Origin of the sequence: Marinobacter sp. OP 3.4, assembly GCF_036224885.1 — a bacterium.
Taxonomy (GTDB): Bacteria; Pseudomonadota; Gammaproteobacteria; order Pseudomonadales; family Oleiphilaceae; genus Marinobacter.
Genome location: NZ_JAVVLT010000031.1, coordinates 47,884 through 68,726 on the forward strand (window position 1 = coordinate 47,884; position 20,843 = coordinate 68,726).

The 20,843-nt window shown below is 61.5% G+C and carries 14 protein-coding genes and 4 tRNA genes; 2 read left to right on the top strand and 16 right to left on the bottom strand.

Annotated elements, in window-relative coordinates; genetic code table 11:
* Positions 1-16: 16 nt before the first annotated feature.
* A complete protein-coding gene (gene edd / locus RO069_RS05015) occupies positions 17-1,837 on the bottom strand; it encodes a phosphogluconate dehydratase (RefSeq protein WP_328185658.1) in 1,821 nt (606 codons plus the stop codon).
* A 100-nt stretch (positions 1,838-1,937) separates the two neighbouring features.
* On the opposite strand from edd, the gene pyk reads away from it, so the two are divergent.
* Positions 1,938-3,395: a pyruvate kinase gene (pyk, locus tag RO069_RS05020; RefSeq protein ID WP_328185664.1), complete on the top strand. Its 1,458-nt coding sequence runs from the start codon at positions 1,938-1,940 to the stop codon at positions 3,393-3,395.
* Here pyk and RO069_RS05025 read toward each other — a convergent pair.
* From RO069_RS05025 to RO069_RS05085, 13 genes are all read right to left on the bottom strand, one after another.
* On the bottom strand, positions 3,392-4,048 hold the full coding sequence (locus RO069_RS05025; protein ID WP_328185666.1) for a bifunctional 4-hydroxy-2-oxoglutarate aldolase/2-dehydro-3-deoxy-phosphogluconate aldolase: 657 nt from the start codon (positions 4,046-4,048) through the stop codon (positions 3,392-3,394). The genes pyk and RO069_RS05025 overlap by 4 nt on opposite strands.
* A 20-nt stretch (positions 4,049-4,068) precedes the next feature.
* Positions 4,069-4,788 (bottom strand): 6-phosphogluconolactonase, encoded by a 720-nt coding sequence (gene pgl / locus RO069_RS05030; RefSeq protein WP_328185668.1) that lies wholly within the window; start codon positions 4,786-4,788, stop codon positions 4,069-4,071.
* Positions 4,775-6,253 carry a glucose-6-phosphate dehydrogenase gene (zwf, locus tag RO069_RS05035; protein WP_328185670.1) on the bottom strand — a complete coding sequence of 493 codons (1,479 nt, stop codon included), beginning with the start codon at positions 6,251-6,253 and terminating at the stop codon, positions 4,775-4,777. Before zwf ends, pgl begins: the two co-directional genes overlap by 14 nt.
* Positions 6,254-6,459: 206 nt before the next feature.
* Positions 6,460-8,307 (bottom strand): SurA N-terminal domain-containing protein, encoded by a 1,848-nt coding sequence (locus tag RO069_RS05040; RefSeq protein WP_328185672.1) that lies wholly within the window; start codon positions 8,305-8,307, stop codon positions 6,460-6,462.
* 235 nt (positions 8,308-8,542) lie between these two features.
* Entirely contained in the window at positions 8,543-8,815 is a 273-nt protein-coding gene (locus tag RO069_RS05045) for an HU family DNA-binding protein (RefSeq protein ID WP_189573490.1), read from the bottom strand.
* Positions 8,816-9,050: 235 nt separating this feature from the next.
* Positions 9,051-11,465, bottom strand: a complete 2,415-nt coding sequence (gene lon, locus RO069_RS05050) for an endopeptidase La (protein WP_328185673.1) — start codon at positions 11,463-11,465, stop codon at positions 9,051-9,053.
* Between the two features lie 200 nt (positions 11,466-11,665).
* Complete coding sequence (clpX, locus tag RO069_RS05055) at positions 11,666-12,949, bottom strand: ATP-dependent Clp protease ATP-binding subunit ClpX (RefSeq protein ID WP_328185674.1); 1,284 nt, start codon at positions 12,947-12,949, stop codon at positions 11,666-11,668.
* Positions 12,950-13,064: 115 nt separating this feature from the next.
* Entirely contained in the window at positions 13,065-13,700 is a 636-nt protein-coding gene (clpP, locus tag RO069_RS05060) for an ATP-dependent Clp endopeptidase proteolytic subunit ClpP (RefSeq protein ID WP_328185675.1), read from the bottom strand.
* A 96-nt stretch (positions 13,701-13,796) separates the two neighbouring features.
* Entirely contained in the window at positions 13,797-15,104 is a 1,308-nt protein-coding gene (tig, locus tag RO069_RS05065) for a trigger factor (protein ID WP_328185676.1), read from the bottom strand.
* A 192-nt stretch (positions 15,105-15,296) separates the two neighbouring features.
* Positions 15,297-15,381, bottom strand: a tRNA-Leu gene (locus RO069_RS05070).
* A gap of 103 nt (positions 15,382-15,484) precedes the next feature.
* Positions 15,485-15,560: transfer RNA gene (locus tag RO069_RS05075), tRNA-His, on the bottom strand.
* An 86-nt stretch (positions 15,561-15,646) separates the two neighbouring features.
* Positions 15,647-15,723: transfer RNA gene (locus tag RO069_RS05080), tRNA-Arg, on the bottom strand.
* 36 nt (positions 15,724-15,759) lie between these two features.
* A tRNA-Pro gene (locus RO069_RS05085) sits at positions 15,760-15,836 on the bottom strand.
* 180 nt (positions 15,837-16,016) lie between these two features.
* Here RO069_RS05085 and folD point away from each other — a divergent pair.
* Positions 16,017-16,877: a bifunctional methylenetetrahydrofolate dehydrogenase/methenyltetrahydrofolate cyclohydrolase FolD gene (gene folD, locus RO069_RS05090; RefSeq protein ID WP_328185677.1), complete on the top strand. Its 861-nt coding sequence runs from the start codon at positions 16,017-16,019 to the stop codon at positions 16,875-16,877.
* Positions 16,878-16,977: 100 nt separating this feature from the next.
* Here folD and RO069_RS05095 read toward each other — a convergent pair whose 3' ends face one another.
* Positions 16,978-19,158: a malate synthase G gene (locus RO069_RS05095; RefSeq protein ID WP_328185679.1), complete on the bottom strand. Its 2,181-nt coding sequence runs from the start codon at positions 19,156-19,158 to the stop codon at positions 16,978-16,980.
* Between the two features lie 131 nt (positions 19,159-19,289).
* A complete protein-coding gene (gene cysS, locus RO069_RS05100; RefSeq protein WP_328185680.1) occupies positions 19,290-20,672 on the bottom strand; it encodes a cysteine--tRNA ligase in 1,383 nt (460 codons plus the stop codon).
* Positions 20,673-20,843: the final 171 nt, after the last annotated feature.

Consider the following 20,843-nt stretch of genomic DNA (forward strand, 5'->3'; position numbering starts at 1 on the left):
CTTTTTATTGTTCGAATCAATCGTGGGACTGGAAGAACAGTGTAGCCCCCTGTTCCGGCTCCGACGCGCCCTGGCGGAACCAGGCAAACAGTTCACGGCCCAGCCCGTGCTGGTTGCCGGACAGGTCCGCCCTGGCCGGTTCCCGGTCTTCCAGGTTGCCGCCGGATACCTGCACCGACAGCTCCCCACGGACGGCGTCTACCCGAATCATATCACCATCCCGCACCTTCGCCAGGGCACCGCCCCTGGCTGCTTCCGGATAGACATGGATGGCCGCCGGCACCTTACCGCTGGCACCGGACATGCGCCCATCGGTCACCAGGGCCACCTGGAATCCCCGGTCCTGGAGGCTACCCAGGTAGGGGGTCAGCTTGTGCAGCTCGGGCATGCCGTTGGCGGCCGGCCCCTGCCAGCGCACCACCGCCACGAAATCCCGATCCAGCTCGCCCCGGTCAAAGGCGGCAGCCACGTCGGACTGATCATCAAACACGAGGGCCGGGGCCTCCACCACCCGATGCTCGGTGGCCACCGCCGAGGTCTTGATAATGCCCCGGCCCAGGTTACCTTGCATGACCTTCAACCCGCCCTCGGCGTCAAAGGGTTCCGACACCGGGCGCAACACGCCGACATCGAGGGTCATCTCCGGCGCGGGGTGCCACACCAGTTTGTCGTCCTCCAGGGTGGGTGTGTGGGTATAGGCCCGCAGGCCATGCCCCATCACCGTGTCCACGTCTTCGTGCAGCAGACCGGCGTCCAGCAGCTCCCGGATCAGGAACGCCGTGCCCCCGGCCTGGTGGAAATGGTTCACGTCCGCCTGGCCGTTGGGGTAGATGCGTGTGAGCAGGGGAGTCACCGCCGACAGCTCGGCATAGTCGTCCCAGTCGATCATAATGCCCGCCGCCCGGGCAATGGCCACCCAGTGGAGGGTGTGGTTGGTGGAGCCACCGGTGGCCAGCAGCGCCACCAGGGCGTTGACGATGGTCTTCTCCGAGACCATCTGGGCCAGGCCGAGTTCACCGCCATTGGGCCGGGACAGGCGGATCACCTGCTCCGTGGCGGCCCGGGTGAGTGCCTCCCGCAGGGGCGTGCCCGGGTTGATGAAGGCCGCACCAGGCAGATGCAGGCCCATGACTTCCACCAGCAATTGATTGCTGTTGGCGGTGCCGTAGAAAGTGCAGGTACCGGGGCTGTGGTAGGACTCGCTTTCGGCTTCCAGCAGTTCGTCCTTCCCCACCCTGCCCTCGGCATACAGTTGTCGGACCCGCTGCTTTTCCTTGTTGGGCAGGCCGGACGGCATGGGGCCGGCGGGCACCAGCACCGTGGGCAGGTAACCAAAGCTCAGCGCCCCGATCAATAGCCCCGGCACAATCTTGTCGCAGATCCCCAGCAGCAGGGTGGCGTCGAACATGTTGTGGCTGAGGGCCACGGCGGTGCTCATGGCGATCACGTCCCGGGATACCAGGCTCAGCTCCATGCCCGGCTGGCCCTGGGTCACGCCGTCGCACATGGCCGGGGTGCCGCCGGCGAACTGGGCCACAGATCCCATGCCATGGGCCGCCTCGCGGATCACGTCCGGGAAGCCGGCATAGGGCTGGTGGGCCGAGAGCATGTCGTTGTAGGCCGACACCATGGCCACATTGGCCTGGTTCATCAGTTTCAGGGTCTGTTTGTCACCGGGCTGGCAGGCCGCAAAGCCGTGGGCCAGGTTACCGCAGGACAGGGTGGCCCGGTGGGGCGACTGCCGGCCCAGTGCCTGCATACGCCCAAGGTAGTCTTGCCGGCTGTCACGGCTACGCCGGACAATACGGTCCGTTACCTGCTGTACGGTGGGGTGCATCGCCGCCCTCCTTCACCATTCTGTTACAATCTGACACTACCATGACGGGGCCATCAGGTCGCCCCGTCAGGCAGGCCTCCAGACAAGGAATCGATACGCTATGCCAGAGCAGCTAAGGCGCACCAAGATCGTCGCCACCCTCGGCCCCGCCACCGACGCCCCCGACACCCTTGAACGCATTATCCGTGCCGGGCTGGACGTCACCCGTCTCAACTTTTCCCATGGCAGCGCCGGCGAGCACTGCGACCGGGCCCGCCGGGTGCGGGACGCCGCCGCCAACTGCGGCCGCTTCGTGGCCATCCTGGCGGACCTGCAGGGACCCAAGCTCCGGATCGCCCGGTTCCGGGACAACAAGGTTACCCTGAAGGCAGGCCAGACGTTCATCCTGGATGCCGCCATGGACAAGGAAGCCGGTGACGACCAGCGGGTCGGTATCGACTACGAACAACTGATCCAGGATGTCACCACCGGCGATATCCTGGTGCTGGACGATGGCCGTATCGAGATGGAAGTGACCGCCGTGGACGACCGCAGCATCACCTCCACGGTGCTGATCGGCGGCCCGCTGTCCAACAACAAGGGCCTCAACAAGCGCGGTGGTGGCCTGTCCGCCGACGCCCTGACCACCAAGGACCGGGAGGACATCACCACCGCCGCCGAACTGGGCGCGGACTATGTGGCGGTGTCCTTCGTCCGCACCGCCGACGACATGCACACGGCCCGGCAACTGTTACGGGACGCCGGCTCGTCCGCGGCCCTGGTGGCCAAGATCGAGCGCGCCGAGCTGGCCCACGATACGCAGGCCCTGGACGCCGTCATCCTGGCCTCGGACGCGGTCATGGTGGCCCGTGGCGACCTGGCCGTGGAAATCGGCGACGCCGAACTGGTGGCCGTGCAGAAGCACATCATTGCCCGGGCCCGGGCCCTGGATCGGGTGGTGATCACCGCCACCCAGATGATGGAGTCGATGATCGACAACCCCATGCCCACCCGGGCCGAAGTCTCCGACGTGGCCAATGCGGTGATGGACTACACCGATGCCGTCATGCTGTCCGCCGAGACCGCCGTGGGCGACTACCCGGTGCAGGCGGTGGAAGCCATGGACCGCATCTGCAAGGGCGCGGAACGTCACCCGTCCATGCACCAGTCCGGCCACCGCATGCACGAGAGCATGGAGCGGGTGGACGAGGCCATTGCCCTGTCCGCCATGTACGCCGCCAACCACCTGCAGGGCGTGACCGCCATCATCTGCCTGACCGAAACCGGCGCCACGCCGCTGCTGATGTCCCGTATCAAGTCGGGGCTGCCCATCTTCGCCTTTTCCCGGCATTTCACCACCCAGCACCGGGTGGCCCTGTACCGGGGGGTGCAGACCGTGCCCTTTGATTCCGCGGAAATCCCGCCGGAGGAGACCAATGCCCTGGCGGTCGGGGAGCTGCAGAACCGGGGCATCGTCAAGCCCGGGGATCTGGTGGTGGTCACCAAGGGCGACTACGTCAACGCCCAGGGTGGCACCAATACCATGAAAATCCTGCGGGTGGGCGACGATATCCGTTAACCCTGGCAACTTGCCAGGCTCTCCCGGACCAGCCGGGTGATTCCCGGCCAGTCCCCCTGGCTGACCTGCGTCTCCGGCGTCAGCCAGGTGCCCCCCACCGCTACCACGTTGGCCAGCGCCAGGTAGTCCCGGGCCGTGTCCCGGCGGATCCCCCCGGTGGGACAGAACACCACATCGGGGAATGGTCCGGCCATGGCTTTCAGGCCCTCCAACCCACCGACAACCGCCGCCGGGAAGAACTTGAAGGCCCGATAGCCCAGCTCATACCCCAGCATCAGTTCCGACACCGTGGCCACGCCCGGTAACAGCGGCGCATGGGCGGTCAGCCCGTAATCCAGTAGCCGTGGCGTAATGCCGGGGCTGACCACAAAGCGGGCACCGGCACTCTCGGCCTGACGATAGGCGACGGGATCGGTAACGGTGCCCGCCCCCACCAGAACATCCCCGGGCAGGCGCTTGCTCAGGGCCTCGATGGCCGGCAGGGCCTGGGGCGTGCGCAGGGTGATTTCCAACACCCGGATGCCCCCCTCCACCAGCGCCTCCGCCAGGGGGACGGCGTCCTCTTCCCGATGAAGGGTGATCACCGGCACCAGCGGTCCTGTCGCCAGCACTGCCTGTATACGCTGTTGCTGATCCTTTGAAAGTCCGGGCATGACGGTCCTCCTTGCCGGAATCAGGGACTCCAGAAAATGGCCAAGGGCCGGTGGAAAAAGTAACGGACGGGCATCGGCCCGATGGCGAACGGCTCGGCGATGGCTTCGTCCAGGGCGGCTCTCTTGTCATCCCCCTGGAGCAGTAGCACGGTCATCCGCGCGTCTGACAGTATCCGGGCACTGAGGGTCAGGCGGACTATGGACTGGGAGTCCGGCGTGATTGCCGCTACCGGTGGCGCATCCGCCGCCATGGCCATGGACAGTTCCGGGGCATCGGGAAACAGCGAGGCGGTGTGGCCGTCCTCCCCCATGCCCAGCACCACCACATCGGCGGGCCAGTGCAGTCCGGCGAGCCGTTCAGACGCCTGCCTGGCTGCCTCCCCCGGGGTCCCGTCGTCCTCCTCCACCAGCTCCATCAGGCGGGCACTGGCAGCGGGTCCCTGGAGCAGGTGTTGCCGTATCATGCGGCTGTTGCGCTGGTCGCTCTCCGCGGCCACCCAGCGTTCATCCGAGGGCACGATGGTCACCTGTTCCCAGGGCAGTGACAACGCGGAGAGCGCCTGCAGAAAGCCGGCCGGCGTGCGCCCGCCGGAAACCACCAGCAACGCACTATCGCGCTCCCTGATGGACTGCCGCAGTCGACTGGCCACCTGGTCCGCCAGTTCAGCGGACAGGGCCTGCGGATCCGCGAAGGACCGGAGGTAGACTCCGGGCAACAGTGGCTGTTCAGACGTCTTCATACCAACTCCTGCCATCGCGGGTGATCATGGCGATGGAGGCCACCGGTCCCCAGGTGCCGGCGGCGTAACGCTTCGGATGGGCGCCACATTCCTCACAGTTGGCCAGCAACTGGTCCACCCAGTGCCAGGCATACTCCACCTCATCCCGGCGCACGAACAGATACTGATTGCCTTTCATGGCCTCCAGCAGCAGGCGTTCGTAGGCGTCCGGGATACGATCAGTGTTGAACGCCTCGGCGAAGGTCAGCTCCAGGGGCCCCTGACGCAGGCGCATGCCACGACTGAGCCCCTGGTCCTTGGTGAGGATCTGCAGCGACATGCCCTCGTCCGGTTGCAGCCGGATGATCAGCTTGTTGTTGGCCAGGTGTTTCTGGTCCGGGTCGAAGATGTAATGGGGGGCCGGCTTGAAGTGCACGATCACCTCGGACCGTTTCTCCGGCAACCGCTTGCCCGTCCGGATATAGAACGGCACCCCCGCCCAGCGCCAGTTCTCGATCTCCACCTTGAGGGCGACGAAGGTCTCGGTATGGCTGTGCCCCGCGGATCCCTCCTCTTCCAGGTAGCCGGGCACCGGCTTGCCATCGGCCGTTCCCGCCGTGTACTGCCCCCGCACCAGGTGGGTGGTAATGCGCTCCTGGGTCAGGGGCGCCAGGGCCTTGAGCACCTTTACCTTCTCATCCCGGATGCTGTCCGACGACAGGTCCGACGGCGGGTCCATGGCCAGCAGGCAAAGCAGTTGCAACAGGTGACTCTGTACCATATCCCGCAATTGCCCGGCGCCATCGAAGTAGGACCAGCGTCCTTCTATGCCCACACTCTCCGCCACGGTGATCTCCACATGGGAAATATGGTTCTGGTCCCATTGGGAGGCAAACAGGTTATTGGCAAACCGCAGGGCAATCAGGTTCTGAACCGTTTCCTTGCCCAGGTAATGATCGATTCGGTAGATGTTCTCTTCCCGGAACACACTGGCCAACTGGTCGTTGAGTTCCCTGGACGACGCCAGGTCATGGCCGATGGGCTTCTCCACCACCACCCGGGTGGTATCGTCGCAACAGCCGACGCTGGCCAGGTGCCCGGTAATAGTGGCATAGAGGCCCGGGGGTGTGGCGTAGTACAGGATCAGGGTGTTCTCCGAGGCCCCCCTGCCGTGCCACTGTTCCAGCGTCAGGTAGCCCTCACGGCTGGAGAAATCCAGGTCCTGGTACTCCACCCGTTCCAGGAAGGCTTCCATCGCCGACGGGCACAGCTCGTCAGGCCCCAGCGTCCGGGACAGCCGTTCCCGGATGACCTGTCTTGCCTCGGCGGTGGAATAGCCCCGGCGTGCCAGTGCCAGTATCCGGGTGCCCGGTGCCAGCAGGTCGGCCCGATGGAGGTGATACAGGGCCGGGAACAGCTTCTTCGAGGCAAGATCACCCATGGCCCCGAACAGAATCAGGTCACAGGCGGTGTCCGGGCTACCCATATTGGTGCCTCCTCAGCTCCCTGGGGAGTCTGCGCGATAGAAAGTCGCACCGCGCAGACTCCCAGCGGTGGTTTTATCATTATCATACAAAAATCATGACAACCCTCTTGCCGGATTGCCAGGTTTGTCGCACACAAAAAAGCCCGCCGCCGGATAATTCCGGGGGCGGGCTGTTTTTTCAGACGACCCGGGCAGGGTCGATAACGTCAGGGACGCTCGATTTCCGCCCGATCGCGCAGGGTCTGCACGTAGGCCCGGTATTCGCTCTGGCCATTGAGCTGGGCCAGGAACAGGCTCATGTTCCTGACTTCCTCGCTACCTTCTTCCACCTCACCGTCGGTGACGCCGGACAGGGCGATAATCGCCAGGTCGGTCCCGATTTCAGCCGTATCGAAGGTGAAGCCATCCTCGGCCGGTTCAGCCAGAGAGAACACCGTAGCCTGTACCGGTCCGGCAAGGTCATTCTGCCCCCGGGTGACGCCCTCATGACGGGTCCATTCATCGCCTTCCGGGGAGGCCTCTCCGTCACGCAACCGGGCAAGGAGCTCATCGGCCTTCTCATGGAGCAGTTCCAGGGTACGCTCCCGCTTGAGGCGTTCACGGATCTGGTCGGACACCTCGGCCAACGGCCTGGGTTCTTCCGGATGATGCTCCGCGACCCGGGCCACCACAGCGGACGTCTGGCTGACATCGATAAGCTCGGTGTTGAAGCCGTCTTCCAGCACATCGGCGGAGAACAGTTGCCGTACCAGACCGGCGTGATCAAAGGGCGGCTCGTTATTCTCCCGGGTCACACCGGAGCGGGTCTGCACCTCCAGCTCGAACTGCTCCGCCGGGTAATCCAGGCCGTCGCCGGAAAAGGCCAGATCAGCCAGTTCCGTACGCTGGCGTGAGAATTCCTCGCCGGCCTGGCGTTGGGCCAGTTGCGAACGGATCTCCGGCGCCTGCTCCTCGAAACTCGGAGCGTCACCCTTCCGGATATCCAGCAATTTGATGAAATGGGTGCCATAGTCGCCTTCCACCGGGCCAGCGATCCCACCCTCATCCAGGGAAAACAGGGCCTCGTCGTAGGCGCCGCCCAGGTCACCCTCCATCAGATAGCCCAGGTCACCGCCCTGCTCCGCCGACAGCGGATCATCGGAAAACTCCCTGGCCAGCTCGGCGAAGTCGGCGCCGTCTTCCAGACGCTGCTGGATGGTGTCGATCGTTTCCTGGGCGTCCTCTCCGTCCTCAATCAGGATATGGGCACTGCGGCGCTCTTCCTGGGTCAGCTGGCCGGCCATCTGGTCATAGCGCTGACGGACTTCCTCTTCGGACACCTCGATGCCTTCCCGTACATCGTCAATGGAGAGCACCAGGTACTCCACATCCACGGATTCCGGCTGCATGAAGCGCGACTGGTTGTCCTCGTACCACTGGGCCACGTCGTCCTCGGTGACCTCCACCTGATCGGCCACGGAGTCACCGGACAGGCGCAGCAGCCTGAAGTCACGGCTCTGGTTCTGGAGGGCCAGTAACCGGCGAGCCGATTGATCGGGAGAGAGTCCGCCGCGAACCACCGCGGTGCGGATCTGGTTACTGATATAGTCACGCTTAAGCACTTCACGGAATTCAGTGGGCGTCATTCCCAGGTTGCGGACAAAGGATGTAAAACGCTCCTGGCTGAATTCGCCATCCACCTGGAACTGGGGCATGCCCACAATAAGCTGGTCGACACTGACGTTGTTCAGTGCCAGCCCCTGGTCACTGGCATCCTGTGCCAGGACTTCGGCCCGGATCATGCTTTCCAGGGTGTCCTTGCGGATCTGGTCTTCGTCCAGCAGCGTCGGATCCGGATTCTCCATCTGCCTGAGTTGCTGCTGGCTGGCAATCTGTACCATCCGCTGGTATTCACGTTCGGTGATGTCCTCGCCATTCACCGTCGCCACCTCCGGTTCACCCCGGAAACCGCCGACAATGGCATCCATCCCCCAGATAGACAGGGACACAATCAATACGGCGATGATGATCTTGGCAATGGTGCCCTGGGCATTTTCCCGAATATCTTGAAGCATGTTCCTCCCGGATCGCTCGCACCTTTCCCTACCATCCTGCTGGTATCAGGTTCAGCGTCAGGCCTCTTTTCAGTGTTCTTCTGGAAAAACAGTCAGCGGGATGCCCGGAACTGCAGGGCTGCTTCTTTGCTGGCCGACTGAACGTAAAAAGGCGCACCCTTGATGGAATGCGCCTTGAATCCGAGCAGGGCGGCACTGGTCAGGAAATGCCAGTGCCGCCTGCCGAAGGAGTCCGTTACTTGACGGCGTCCTTCAGAGCCTTGCCTGCCTTGAACCCGGGCACCTTGGAGGCCGGGATCTTGATCTCGGCGCCAGTCTGCGGGTTACGACCAGTGCGAGCGGCACGCTCTTTTACAGAGAAAGTACCAAAGCCGATCAGGGTCACCTGGTCGCCTTTTTGCAGCGCGCCGGTGATGGAGCCGGTCATGGCGTCCAGAGCACGGCCAGCGGCGGCCTTGGAGATATCGGCGGACTCTGCAATTGCATCGATAAGTTCGGACTTGTTCACACTAAACCCCTTCGATTTCAGGTTGGAAGTTCTCGGTCTGTTTATTTTTCTGAGACGTTCCCGACTATCGCATAAGCGGTCGGAGAATGCCATTTTTCACTTTTTTTATTCCCTGCGGCTGTTAACCGGTCCACGGAATAGGTTTTGATCGCGCGGGAGCCCTTGGTATTGGCTGCTTCACGGCGAAACAGTTATACCAACGGGCTCTCAGGCATGTCAACAAAGCACGCAGCTTTTAATGTGTGTTGATTCTTTCGCCAGCATCGCCGTCATCGTCGCGGCTGCCGGCTCCCTGCGCCTGGGAGGCGGAAGTACTGGTCAGCGGCTCCGGGGTATATTCCAGTGCCACGTCCAGGACCTCATCGATCCATTTCACCGGTCGGATCTCGAGAGACTCCTTGATATTATCCGGTATCTCCTTGAGATCTCTTACATTTTCGTCCGGGATAATGACCGTCTTGATACCCCCGCGATGCGCCGCAAGGAGCTTTTCCTTGAGCCCGCCGATGGCCAGCACACGACCCCGGAGGGTGATCTCACCGGTCATGGCGACATCCGCGCGAACCGGGATTCCGGTCAGGGAAGAGACCAATGCGGTGCACATGCCAATACCGGCGCTGGGACCATCTTTTGGTGTGGCGCCTTCTGGTACGTGTACATGCAGATCCTGTTTTTCGTGAAAGTCGTCACGAATTCCAAGCCCCGGGGCCCGACTGCGAACCACGGTCAGGGCCGCCTGGATGGACTCCTGCATCACGTCACCCAGGGAACCGGTTTTCACCACCCGGCCCTTGCCGGAGGTCACAGCGGTCTCGATGGTCAGCAGTTCACCCCCCACCGAGGTCCAGGCCAGGCCGGTTACAGAGCCCACCTGATTTTTCTCTTCCGCCAGGCCGTACTTGAACTTGCGGACGCCGGAATAGTCTTCCAGCATCTCCGGCGACAGCTCCAGAGCCGTCTTCTCGCCTTTTTCCACATGTTCCCGGACCACCTTGCGGCAGATCTTGGCAATCTCCCGCTCAAGGCTCCTTACGCCCGCCTCGCGGGTGTAATAGCGGATCACGTCCCGCAGGGTCTGCTCCGGCACCATCAGCTCGTTCTTTTTCAGGCCGTTGGCCTTGAGCTGCTTCGGCAGCAGGTACTTGAGCGCGATGTTGACCTTCTCATCCTCGGTATAACCGGGAATGCGGATAATCTCCATGCGGTCAAGCAGCGCCGGCGGGATGTTCATGGAGTTGGAAGTGCACACGAACATCACATCCGACAGGTCGTAATCCACTTCCAGGTAGTGGTCGTTGAAGGTGTGGTTCTGCTCCGGATCCAGTACCTCCAACAGGGCCGATGCTGGGTCGCCCCGGTGGTCCATGCCCATCTTGTCGATCTCGTCGAACAGGAACAGCGGATTCTTCACCCCCACCTTGGAGAGCTTCTGGACCAGCTTGCCCGGCAGTGCGCCGATATAGGTCTTGCGGTGGCCACGGATCTCGGCTTCGTCCCGCACGCCACCCAGCGCCATGCGGGTGTACTTGCGGTTGGTGGCCCGGGCGATGGACTGCCCCAGGGAGGTCTTGCCCACCCCAGGCGGCCCCACCAGGCACAGTACCGGCCCTTTTACCTTCTTCACCCGACTCTGTACCGCCAGGTACTCCAGAATGCGGCTCTTGACCTCGTCGAGGCCGTAATGATCCTCGTCGAGGATCTTGCGGGCCTTGTCGATGTCGTGCCGGACACGGCTGCGCTTCTTCCAGGGCAGCGCCAGCATCCAGTCAATGTAGCCGCGCACAACGGTCGCCTCGGCTGACATGGGCGACATCATCTTGAGCTTGTTCAGTTCGGCCTCGGTCTTCTTGCGGGCCTCTTCCGGCAGGCCGGCTTCTTCGAGCTTCTGCTCCAGCTCCTCGAAATCGCCGCCGCCTTCGCCCAGGGAGCCCATCTCCTTCTGGATGGCCTTCATCTGTTCGTTGAGGTAATACTCCCGCTGGCTCTTCTCCATCTGCTTCTTGACCCGGCCACGGATGCGCTTCTCCACCTCGATCAGGTCGATCTCGCTGTCCAGGCGACCGAGCAGCAGCTCGACGCGGTTGCGAATATCCAGCGCTTCCAGCAGCTCCTGCTTCTCCGGCACCTTGAGCTCCAGATGGGCTGCCATGGTATCAGCCAGGCGCTCCACCTCATTGATGCCCTGCAGGGCACTGGAGACCTCGGAGGGGACCTTGCGGGACATCTTGACGTACTTCTCGAACTCTTCCGTCAGGGTGCGGACCAGAACCTCCTCTTCCCGTTCCGGGAGGGAATCCGGCTCCAGCAGCTCGGCGGTGGCGGTCAGGTAGTCGCCTTCGGCAACCGCGTCCAGGCTGGCGCGGGCATTACCTTCCACCAGTACCTTGACGGTACCGTCCGGCAGACGGAGCATCTGCAGGACGGTGGCCAGCGTACCGACGTTGAAGACGTCGGACGGGCCGGGATCATCCGTACCCGCATCCCGCTGTGACACCAGCAGGATCTCCTTGCTGCCCTCCATGGCCACTTCCAGGGCCTGGATGGACTTTTCACGCCCCACAAACAGCGGCACGACCATGTGGGGGAAGACAACCACGTCCCGAAGGGGAAGCATCGGGTATTCGGTACGGGTTTCGGGAGTCGGGGTCATAAGGCATCCTCTGACGATGTTTCTTTCAGCATACCACCGAACATTGGGGTTGTTTGCCCAATTGCAATGTTTTTACAGACGCTTTCCAGCCGCTACCGGCTGTAACAGGGAGTCACATCACACTGTCGCTGGAACAGGCACAAAAAAAGGGCGTTGCCGCCCTTTTTCTGTTTGTCCGGCAGACGCCGGTGGTCGCTCCCTCAGTCTTCCGGAACCGCCTTGGCGTGATCGCTGCTGGCGTAGATCTTGAAGGGCTCGGAGTCCCCGTCAATCACGCTCTCGTCGATCACTACCTTGGTCACGTCCGGCTCTGACGGAATCTGGTACATGGTATCCAGCAATGTGGCTTCCATGATGGACCGCAGGCCACGAGCACCGGTCTTGCGCTCCATGGCCCGACGGGCCACGGCCCGCAATGCATCCTCACGGAAGTCCAACTCCACGCCTTCCATATCGAACAGCTTCTGGTACTGCTTGGTCAGCGCGTTCTTGGGCTCGGTGAGGATCTGTACCAGGGCTTCCTCGTCCAGCTCGGTCAGTGTTGCCACCACCGGCAGACGACCAACGAATTCCGGGATCAGGCCATACTTGACCAGGTCCTCGGTCTCGACGTTGCGGATAATGTCACCGGTCTTCTTGGTGTCATCCTGACTGGCCACCGAGGCGGCAAAGCCGATGCTGTTCTTCTCGGTACGCTCACGGATCACCTTGTCCAGCCCCGCAAAGGCACCGCCACAGATAAACAGCATGTTGCCGGTATCCACCTGCAGGAACTCCTGCTGGGGATGCTTGCGGCCGCCCTGGGGCGGCACCGACGCAACCGTGCCCTCAATCAGCTTGAGCAGTGCCTGCTGCACACCCTCACCGGACACGTCGCGGGTGATGGAAGGGTTATCGGACTTGCGGGAAATCTTGTCGATTTCGTCGATATAGACAATGCCGCGCTGGGCCTTGTCCACATCATAGTCGCACTTCTGCAGCAGCTTCTGGATGATGTTCTCGACATCCTCACCGACATAACCCGCCTCGGTCAGCGTGGTCGCGTCGGCAATGGTGAACGGCACGTTCAGCATCCGCGCCAGGGTCTCGGCCAGCAGGGTCTTACCGCTACCGGTGGGACCGATGAGCAGGATGTTGCTCTTGCCCAGCTCCACATCACCCTTGCCTTCGCCGTAGCGCAGACGCTTGTAGTGATTGTAGACAGCAACCGCCAGTACCACCTTGGCACGGTCCTGACCAATCACATACTCGTTCAGGGTATTGCGAATCTCGTTTGGTGTCGGCAGGCGGTCGCTGGCCTCTTCCTGTGCATTCTCCTGGATTTCCTCCCGGATAATATCGTTGCACAGGTCGACACACTCGTCGCAGATGAATACCGACGGCCCTGCAATGAGCTTACGGACTTCATGCTGGCTTTTTCCGCAAAACGAGCAGTACAGCAACTTACCGTTGTCGTCGCCCCTGCCGTTTCTTTCATCTGCCATTGAATTACCTCTGGTCTGGTTTTCGGTGCCAATGTGTGGCCTGGCATGCACCGCTACCGCCCTGACACCTCAGTGAAGAGTACGCGGCCACACATCCTGTCGATTACCGTCAGTATTATTTATTCGATACGCGCTTATCAAGTACGGTATCGATAAGCCCGTACTCCTTCGCCTGCTGCGGATCCATGAAATTGTCACGGTCCGTGTCCTTGGCGATGGTTTCCAGGTCCTGCCCGGTATGTTCAGCGAGGATACGGTTCAGGGTATCCCGAATCTTGAGAATTTCCTTGGTATGGATCTCAATATCGGTGGCCTGACCCTGATAGCCCCCCAGCGGCTGATGGATCATCACACGGGAATTGGGCAGGCAGGCCCGCTTGCCCTCGGCACCGCCGGCCAGCAGGAACGCGCCCATACTGGCGGCCTGGCCGACACACAGGGTGGCCACGTCCGGCTTGACGAACTGCATGGTGTCGTAGATGGACATACCCGCCGTGACGGACCCGCCAGGGCTGTTGATGTACAGGTGAATGTCCTTGTCCGGGTTCTCCGACTCGAGGAACAGCATCTGCGCCACGATCAGGTTGGCCATGTGATCTTCCACCGGACCGACCATGAAGATGACCCGCTCTTTCAGGAGCCGTGAATAGATGTCGAAAGACCGCTCACCGCGAGAGGTCTGCTCGATCACCATGGGGATCAATGCGGCATTGGTGTCCATGGAAGAACCGTCAAAAGGTTTCTGGGTCATGTGTGCCTGCACTCCTTATCGGATTCGGACTGAATTACGGTTAACAAGGAAACAGCCGGTAAAACCGGCTGTTTCTCCGGGCGGTCAGCCAGGCACTTACCCCTGCTGTTGCTGCGCCGCCTGGATAACGTCGTCGTATTTCGCTTTCTTTTCCTTAACTTTGGCCTGATCAAGCACAAAGTCAACCACCGCTTCTTCCAGCACCACGGATTCGATCTGGGCCTTCTGCTCCGGGTTGCTACTGAAGTGGGTCACCACCTCTTCCGGCTGTTCGTAGGTGGAGGCGATCTCACGGATCTTCTCGTCCACCTTTTCGTCTTCAGCCTTCAGATCGTTGGCCTTGACGATTTCCTGGAACAGCAGACCGGTCTTCACACGACGGCTGGCCTGATCCTGGAAAATTTCCTTGGGCAACTGCTGCGGGTCCATCTGGCCACCGAAACGCTGTACGGCGTCATTACGCAGGCGATCAATTTCCTGATCAATCAGCGCCTGGGGAATCTCAACCTCGGTGGTTTCCAGAAGGCCATCAACCACATCGTTCTTCACTTTGGCAGACATGGCCTGCTTGAGTTCCCGCTCCATGTTCTTTTTCACTTCCTCGCGGAAGGCTTCCTCGGAGTCGGCCTCGATACCGAAGCGCTGGAAGAACTCCTCGTTCAGCTCGGGCAGCTGCGGCTCTTCCACCTTCTTGACGCTAATCTCGAACTTGGCGGGCTTACCCTTCAGGTCCTCGCTGTGATAATCCTCGGGGAAGGTCACCTCGATCTCGATGTCCTCACCGGTCTTGGCACCCACAATGCCCTTTTCGAAACCGGGGATCATCTGGCCGGAGCCCAGCTCCAGGCGGTGATCCTGGGCTTCGCCACCCTCAAATACCTCGCCGTCGACGTAACCCTTGAAGTCGATGGTTACGGTGTCCTTGTTCTTGGACTTGCGCTTGACTTCCTTCATGGTCGCCTGCTGACGACGCAGGTTATCGATCATCTTGTCGATATCCTTATCGGTGACCTCGGCCACCATCTTCTCGACGCTGATCTTGCCCAGGTCGCCCAGCTCGATTTCCGGCAGAACCTCGAAGATGGCCACGAACTCCAGGTCCTTACCCTCTTCCACGGTCTTGGGCTCGAAACGGGGCCAGCCCGCCGGGGATACGTCCTTCTCTTCCAGTGCCTTCACATAGCTGTCGCGCATGACTTCGCCAACCACTTCCTGGCGAACGCTGTCACCGAAACGACGCTTGACCACCTTGAAGGGCACCTTGCCCGGACGGAAGCCGTTCATGCGCACGGTGCGCGCGGTTTCCTGAAGACGCTTCTGAACCGCCTGGTCGATTTCCTGGGCGGGCACACCGATCGTCATCCGACGCTCAATGTTAGACGTCGTTTCAACAGACACTTGCATGGACGTTCCTCAAATTACCGAATCAGTTAAGTGGATTTGGGTTTGGTTAAACGACTAGTCTATCACGGAACCGACAGGGGAGAGAATCACCTGAAAAGCAGGAATACAGGCGCAGAAAGGGAAGAAAAGCCGTTTTGTGACCCGATTTCCGAAGATAGTCGCCAAACCGCCTTCGCCGGTCGTTAACAGAAGTGGTGCGAGAGGAGAGACTCGAACTCTCACGGGTTGCCCCACTGGAACCTAAATCCAGCGCGTCTACCAGTTCCGCCACTCTCGCAGGTTTTGAAATCCATCCTATAACAGCCTTGAGGCCCGCGAAAAGGATCATGCGAACCAGTCGTCAGGGGCTGACCTGGGGGATGGATCGGAAAAGAGGGAAATGGGGTGGACGAAGGGGTTCGAACCCTCGACCGCAGGAGTCACAATCCTGAGCTCTACCAACTGAGCTACGTCCACCATATCATTTCAAACATCGCTCACCGGCCCGGCCGGAAAACGGTAACCTTGCCCTGGCTGCCGACTGAGTCTGCCTGAACGGCGAATGGCGCGCCCGGCAGGACTCGAACCTGCGACCACCGGCTTAGAAGGCCGATGCTCTATCCAGCTGAGCTACGGGCGCTTGACCGTCTGCCCACCTGAACATCCAGTATGGGGTTGGTCGGGGTAGAGAGATTCGAACTCCCGACATCCTGCTCCCAAAGCAGGCGCGCTACCAGACTGCGCTATACCCCGAGACCTGAACAACAGATGCCTCAGCAAAGTTGGCGCGCATATTACCGGCGGAACCGGGGGGCGTCAACCTGCATCCTGCCAATTTTTCCCCCTTTACCCCGGGGACGCAAGAGGAATTGGCGATAGCCCCCTTACGTGCGAGAATGCACAGCTCCCAATCTCCACCAGAAAGACGACTTCATGACCGCAGAACTCATTAACGGAAAAGAGATCGCCGCGGGCATCCGCCAGCAGGTAGCCGCCGGCGTGGAGGCACGACGCCAGAAAGGCCTGCGGGCACCGGGCCTGGCCGTGGTGCTGGTCGGCAGCGACCCCGCCTCCCAGGTTTATGTCGGCAACAAGCGCAAGGCCTGCGACGCGGCCGGCATCCATTCCCTGTCCTATGACCTGCCCGCCGACACATCCCAGGAAGCGCTGGAAGCACTGGTTGACGAACTCAACGAGAACCCGGAGGTGGATGGCATCCTGGTTCAACTGCCACTGCCGGAGCACCTGGACGACGACCCGATCCTGGTGCGCATCCGCCCGGACAAGGACGTGGACGGCTTCCACCCCTACAACATCGGCCGCCTGGTCCAGCGACAGCCCGCCATGCGCCCGTGCACCCCCCGGGGCATCATCACCCTGCTGGACTCCATCGACACCCCATACAAGGGCCAGCACGCCGTTATCGTGGGCGCTTCCAACATCGTCGGCCGCCCCATGTCCATGGAGCTGCTGCTCAAGGGCGCCACCACCACGGTAACCCATCGCTTTACCAAAGACCTGGAAAAGTTCGTTGGTGAAGCCGATATCCTGATCGCCGCCGTCGGCAAGCCGGGGCTGATCAAGGGGGAATGGATCAAGCCGGGCGCCACGGTGATCGATGTGGGCATCAACCGGATGGAAGACGGCAAACTTCGCGGTGACGTGGACTTTGAGGCCGCCTCGGAGCGTGCCGCCTATATTACCCCGGTTCCGGGTGGTGTCGGCCCCATGACCATTGCCACGCTGCTGCAGAACACCCTCTATGCCGCCAATGTCCTGCACGCGGACGAATAGTCCCCTCTGAGCCGGTTCGCCGACCGCACCACCTGCCCCAGACACAGAAAAACCCCGCACGGCATGAACCGGGCGGGGTTTTCTGAATCAGCTCAAGCCATTACTGCCCGAACTTCTCCTTCGCCTTCAGGCGATAGGCGTGCAGAAGCGGCTCGGTGTAGCCGTTCGGCTGCTCGCGGCCCTTGAGGATCAGGTCCTTGGCGGCCTGAAAGGCAATGCTATCGTCAAAATTCGGCGCCATGTTGCGGTAGGCCGGATCACCCTCGTTCTGGCGATCCACCACCGCCGCCATGCGCTCAAGGGTCTTGACGATCTGCTCTTCACTGCAGATGCCGTGGTACAGCCAGTTGCACAGCAACTGGGAGGCGATCCGCAGGGTGGCACGGTCTTCCATCAGACCCACATCGTTGATGTCCGGCACCTTGGAACAGCCCACGCCCTGGTCAATCCAGCGCACCACGTAGCCGAGGATACCCTGGGCGTTGTTGTCCAGTTCCTCCTGGATTTCCGCCTCGGACAGGGACTTGGGATCGTCCATCACCGGCACGGTCAGGATGTCTTCCAGGGCCGCACGCTGGCGACTCTCAAGCTGCTTCTGCACATCCGCCACATTCACCTGATGGTAGTGGATGGCGTGCAGGGTGGCTGCGGTCGGGGACGGAACCCAGGCAGTATTGGCACCGGCCTTGGGATGGCCGATCTTGGCCTCCAGCATGCCCGCCATCAGGTCCGGCATGGCCCACATACCCTTGCCGATCTGGGCAACGCCACGGAAGCCGGTTTCCAGACCGATGTCCACGTTCCACTGCTCGTAGGCCTGGATCCAGGTGGCCTGCTTCATCGGCCCCTTGCGGATAAACGGGCCCTTCTCCATGGAGGTGTGGATCTCGTCGCCGGTGCGATCCAGGAAGCCGGTGTTGATGAACACCGCACGCTCTTTCGCGGCGTGGATGCAGGACTTCAGGTTCACCGTGGTACGGCGCTCCTCGTCCATGATGCCAACCTTCAGGGTAAAGCGGGCCAGACCCAGGGCGTCTTCCACCTTGCCGAAGAACTCGTTGGTGAAGGCCACTTCCTCGGGGCCGTGCATCTTCGGCTTGACGATGTAGACAGAACCGGTCGTGCTGTTCTGGTGCGGGCCATTGCCCTTCAGGTCATGGATGGCGATCAGGGAAGTCAACAGACCGTCCATCAGGCCTTCCGGCACCTCGTTACCATCCTTCAGCAGGATGGCCGGGTTGGTCATCAGGTGACCTACGTTACGCACGAACATCAGGCTGCGGCCCTTCAGGCTCAGCTCGCTGCCGTCGGCCCCGGTGTAGGTGCGGTCCGCGTGCATGCGACGGGTCATCATCTCGCCGCCCTTCTGGAAGCTTTCCTCCAGGTCACCCTTCATCAGGCCCAGCCAGTTGCGGTAGGCCAGGGTCTTGTCGTCGGCATCAACGGCGGCAACGGAGTCTTCACAGTCCATGATGGTGGTCAGGGCGGACTCCATCAGCACGTCCTTGACGTGGGCGCCGTCATCCTGGCCGATGGGATGGCTGGCATCGATCTGGATCTCGAAATGCATGCCGTTCTTTACCAGCAGGATGCCGGTGGGCTCGCTCTCGGAGCCGGTGTAACCCACAAAGGCGGATTCGTCTTTCAGGCCGGTGGACTCACCGTTCTGCAGTTTGACCACCAGCTTGCCGCCTTCCACCAGGTACTTCGCGGCATCCTTATGGCTGCCGGAAGCCAGCGGCGCGGACTCGTCCAGCAGGTTGCGGGCAAACTCGATAACCTTGGCACCACGGACCGGGTTATAGCCGGGGCCCTTCTGGGCACCGCCTTCCTCAGAGATGACATCGGTGCCGTACAGGGCGTCATACAGGCTGCCCCAGCGGGCGTTGGCGGCGTTCAGGGCGAAACGACCATTCATCACCGGTACAACCAGCTGCGGGCCGGCCATGGTGGCGATTTCCGGGTCCACGTTGGAGGTGGAAATCTTGAACTCGCCGGGCTCATCCGCCAGGTAGCCGATATCCTTCAGGAAGGACTTGTACTCGTCCATGTTGAAGGGTTGCCCCTTGTGGTTACGGTACCAGCCGTCCATTTTTTCCTGGATATCGTCGCGCTTGGCCAGCAGTTCCCTGTTACGGGGCGCCAGCTCGTGGACGATCTTGTCAAATTCAGCCCAGAATTTGTCAGCGTCGACGCCGGTTCCCGGGATCGCTTCGTTGTTCACGAAATCGAACAGGTTCTTCGCGACCTGCAGGCCGCCGACTTGCACGCGTTCTGTCATCGTTGTCTGCCTCAGTGTTGTCTGTATTCCCTAAGAGACCCGCAGATTACGTCATCCACGTATTGCCTCTTGCTCATACCTCGGGGCGCGATAGTTTACGCCATATCGGGCACACTTTCACACCTTCACAGTCAGCCCCGGCGCCAGGACGTGCCCTCGCGGCTGTCGTCGAGAATAATGCCCTTTTCCTGTAGTTCATCGCGGATACGGTCCGCTTCGGCGAAGTTTTTTTCCTTGCGGGCATTGGCCCGGGCCTCGATCATGGCCTCGATCTGCTCCGCCGACAGGTCATCGGGCACTCCCGCCTGGAAGAAGGCTTCCGGATCCTGCTGGAGCAGCCCCAGGACACCGCCAAGACGAACCAGCACCGCCGCCAGCTCCCGGATACGATCCTCATCGCCGTCCCGGCGGGCCTGGTTCAGATCACCGGCCACGCCATGCAATACACTGATGGCGCCCGCCGTATTGAAATCATCGTCCATGGCCTCGTGGAACTGGCGGTCATACTCCCCTTCCGGCACGTCCTTGGCCGGAACAACACCACGCAAGGCGTGGTAGAGTCGTTCCAGGGTGCGACCGGCCTCCACAAGATTGTCCTCGGAGTAATCCACCTGACTCCGGTAATGACTGGACACCAGGAAGTAGCGCACCACCTCCGGCGGATAGGTGTCCAGTATCTCCCGGATGGTGAAGAAATTGCCCAGGGACTTGGACATCTTCTCCTTGTTCACCCGGATGGCGCCGGCGTGCATCCAGGTATTCACGAAAGGATGCCCGGTGGCACACTCGGACTGGGCAATCTCGTTCTCGTGGTGCGGAAACAGCAGGTCCGGCCCACCACCGTGGATATCGAAGGTCTCCCCCAGGCACCTGGTGGACATGGCAGAACATTCGATATGCCAGCCCGGGCGACCATCACCCCAAGGCGACGGCCAGCTCACCTCGCCCGGCTTGGCAGCCTTCCAAAGGGCAAAGTCCGCCGGACTCCTCTTGGCCTGCTCCACGTCCACCCGGGCGCCCGCCAGCAGGTCTTCCAGCTTCTTCTTGCTGAGCTTGCCGTAGCCGTCAAAACTGTCCACGGAGAAGTAGACATCGCCGTTATCCGCCGCGTAGGCATGGCCCTTGTGGACCAGCACATGGATCATGGCGATGATCTCGTCGATAAAGTCCGTGGCCTTGGGCTCCTTGTCCGGTGCCAGCACCCCCAGCCGACGCTCATCCTGGTGCATGGCGTCAATCATGCGTTCGGTGAGGTCGCTGAATGCCTCGCCGTTCTCATCGGCCCGGCGCAGGATCTTGTCGTCGATATCAGTGATATTGCGCACGTAGTGCACATCGTAGCCCCGATGACGCAGGTACCGGGTAATCACGTCGAACGCCACCAGCACCCGGGCATGGCCCAGGTGACAGTAGTCGTACACCGTCATGCCGCACACATACATGCGCACCTTGCCTGGCTGGATGGGCTGGAAGTCTTCCTTTTGCTGGCTGAGGGTGTTGTAGATTCTAATCACGCAGTAAGCATCCGAATCATGCGATTTAGGTTTTGGGACTACACGCCCGTGACTGGCGGGGCGTGAGCCGTTCGAACAGGGGGAGAGGGAAGCCGACGGGGAGGTCCTTCCGGGACACGCCGTGAATACGTCCCTGTAGGCTCTTCAAAAACGTCCCTGTTTTTGAAGGTC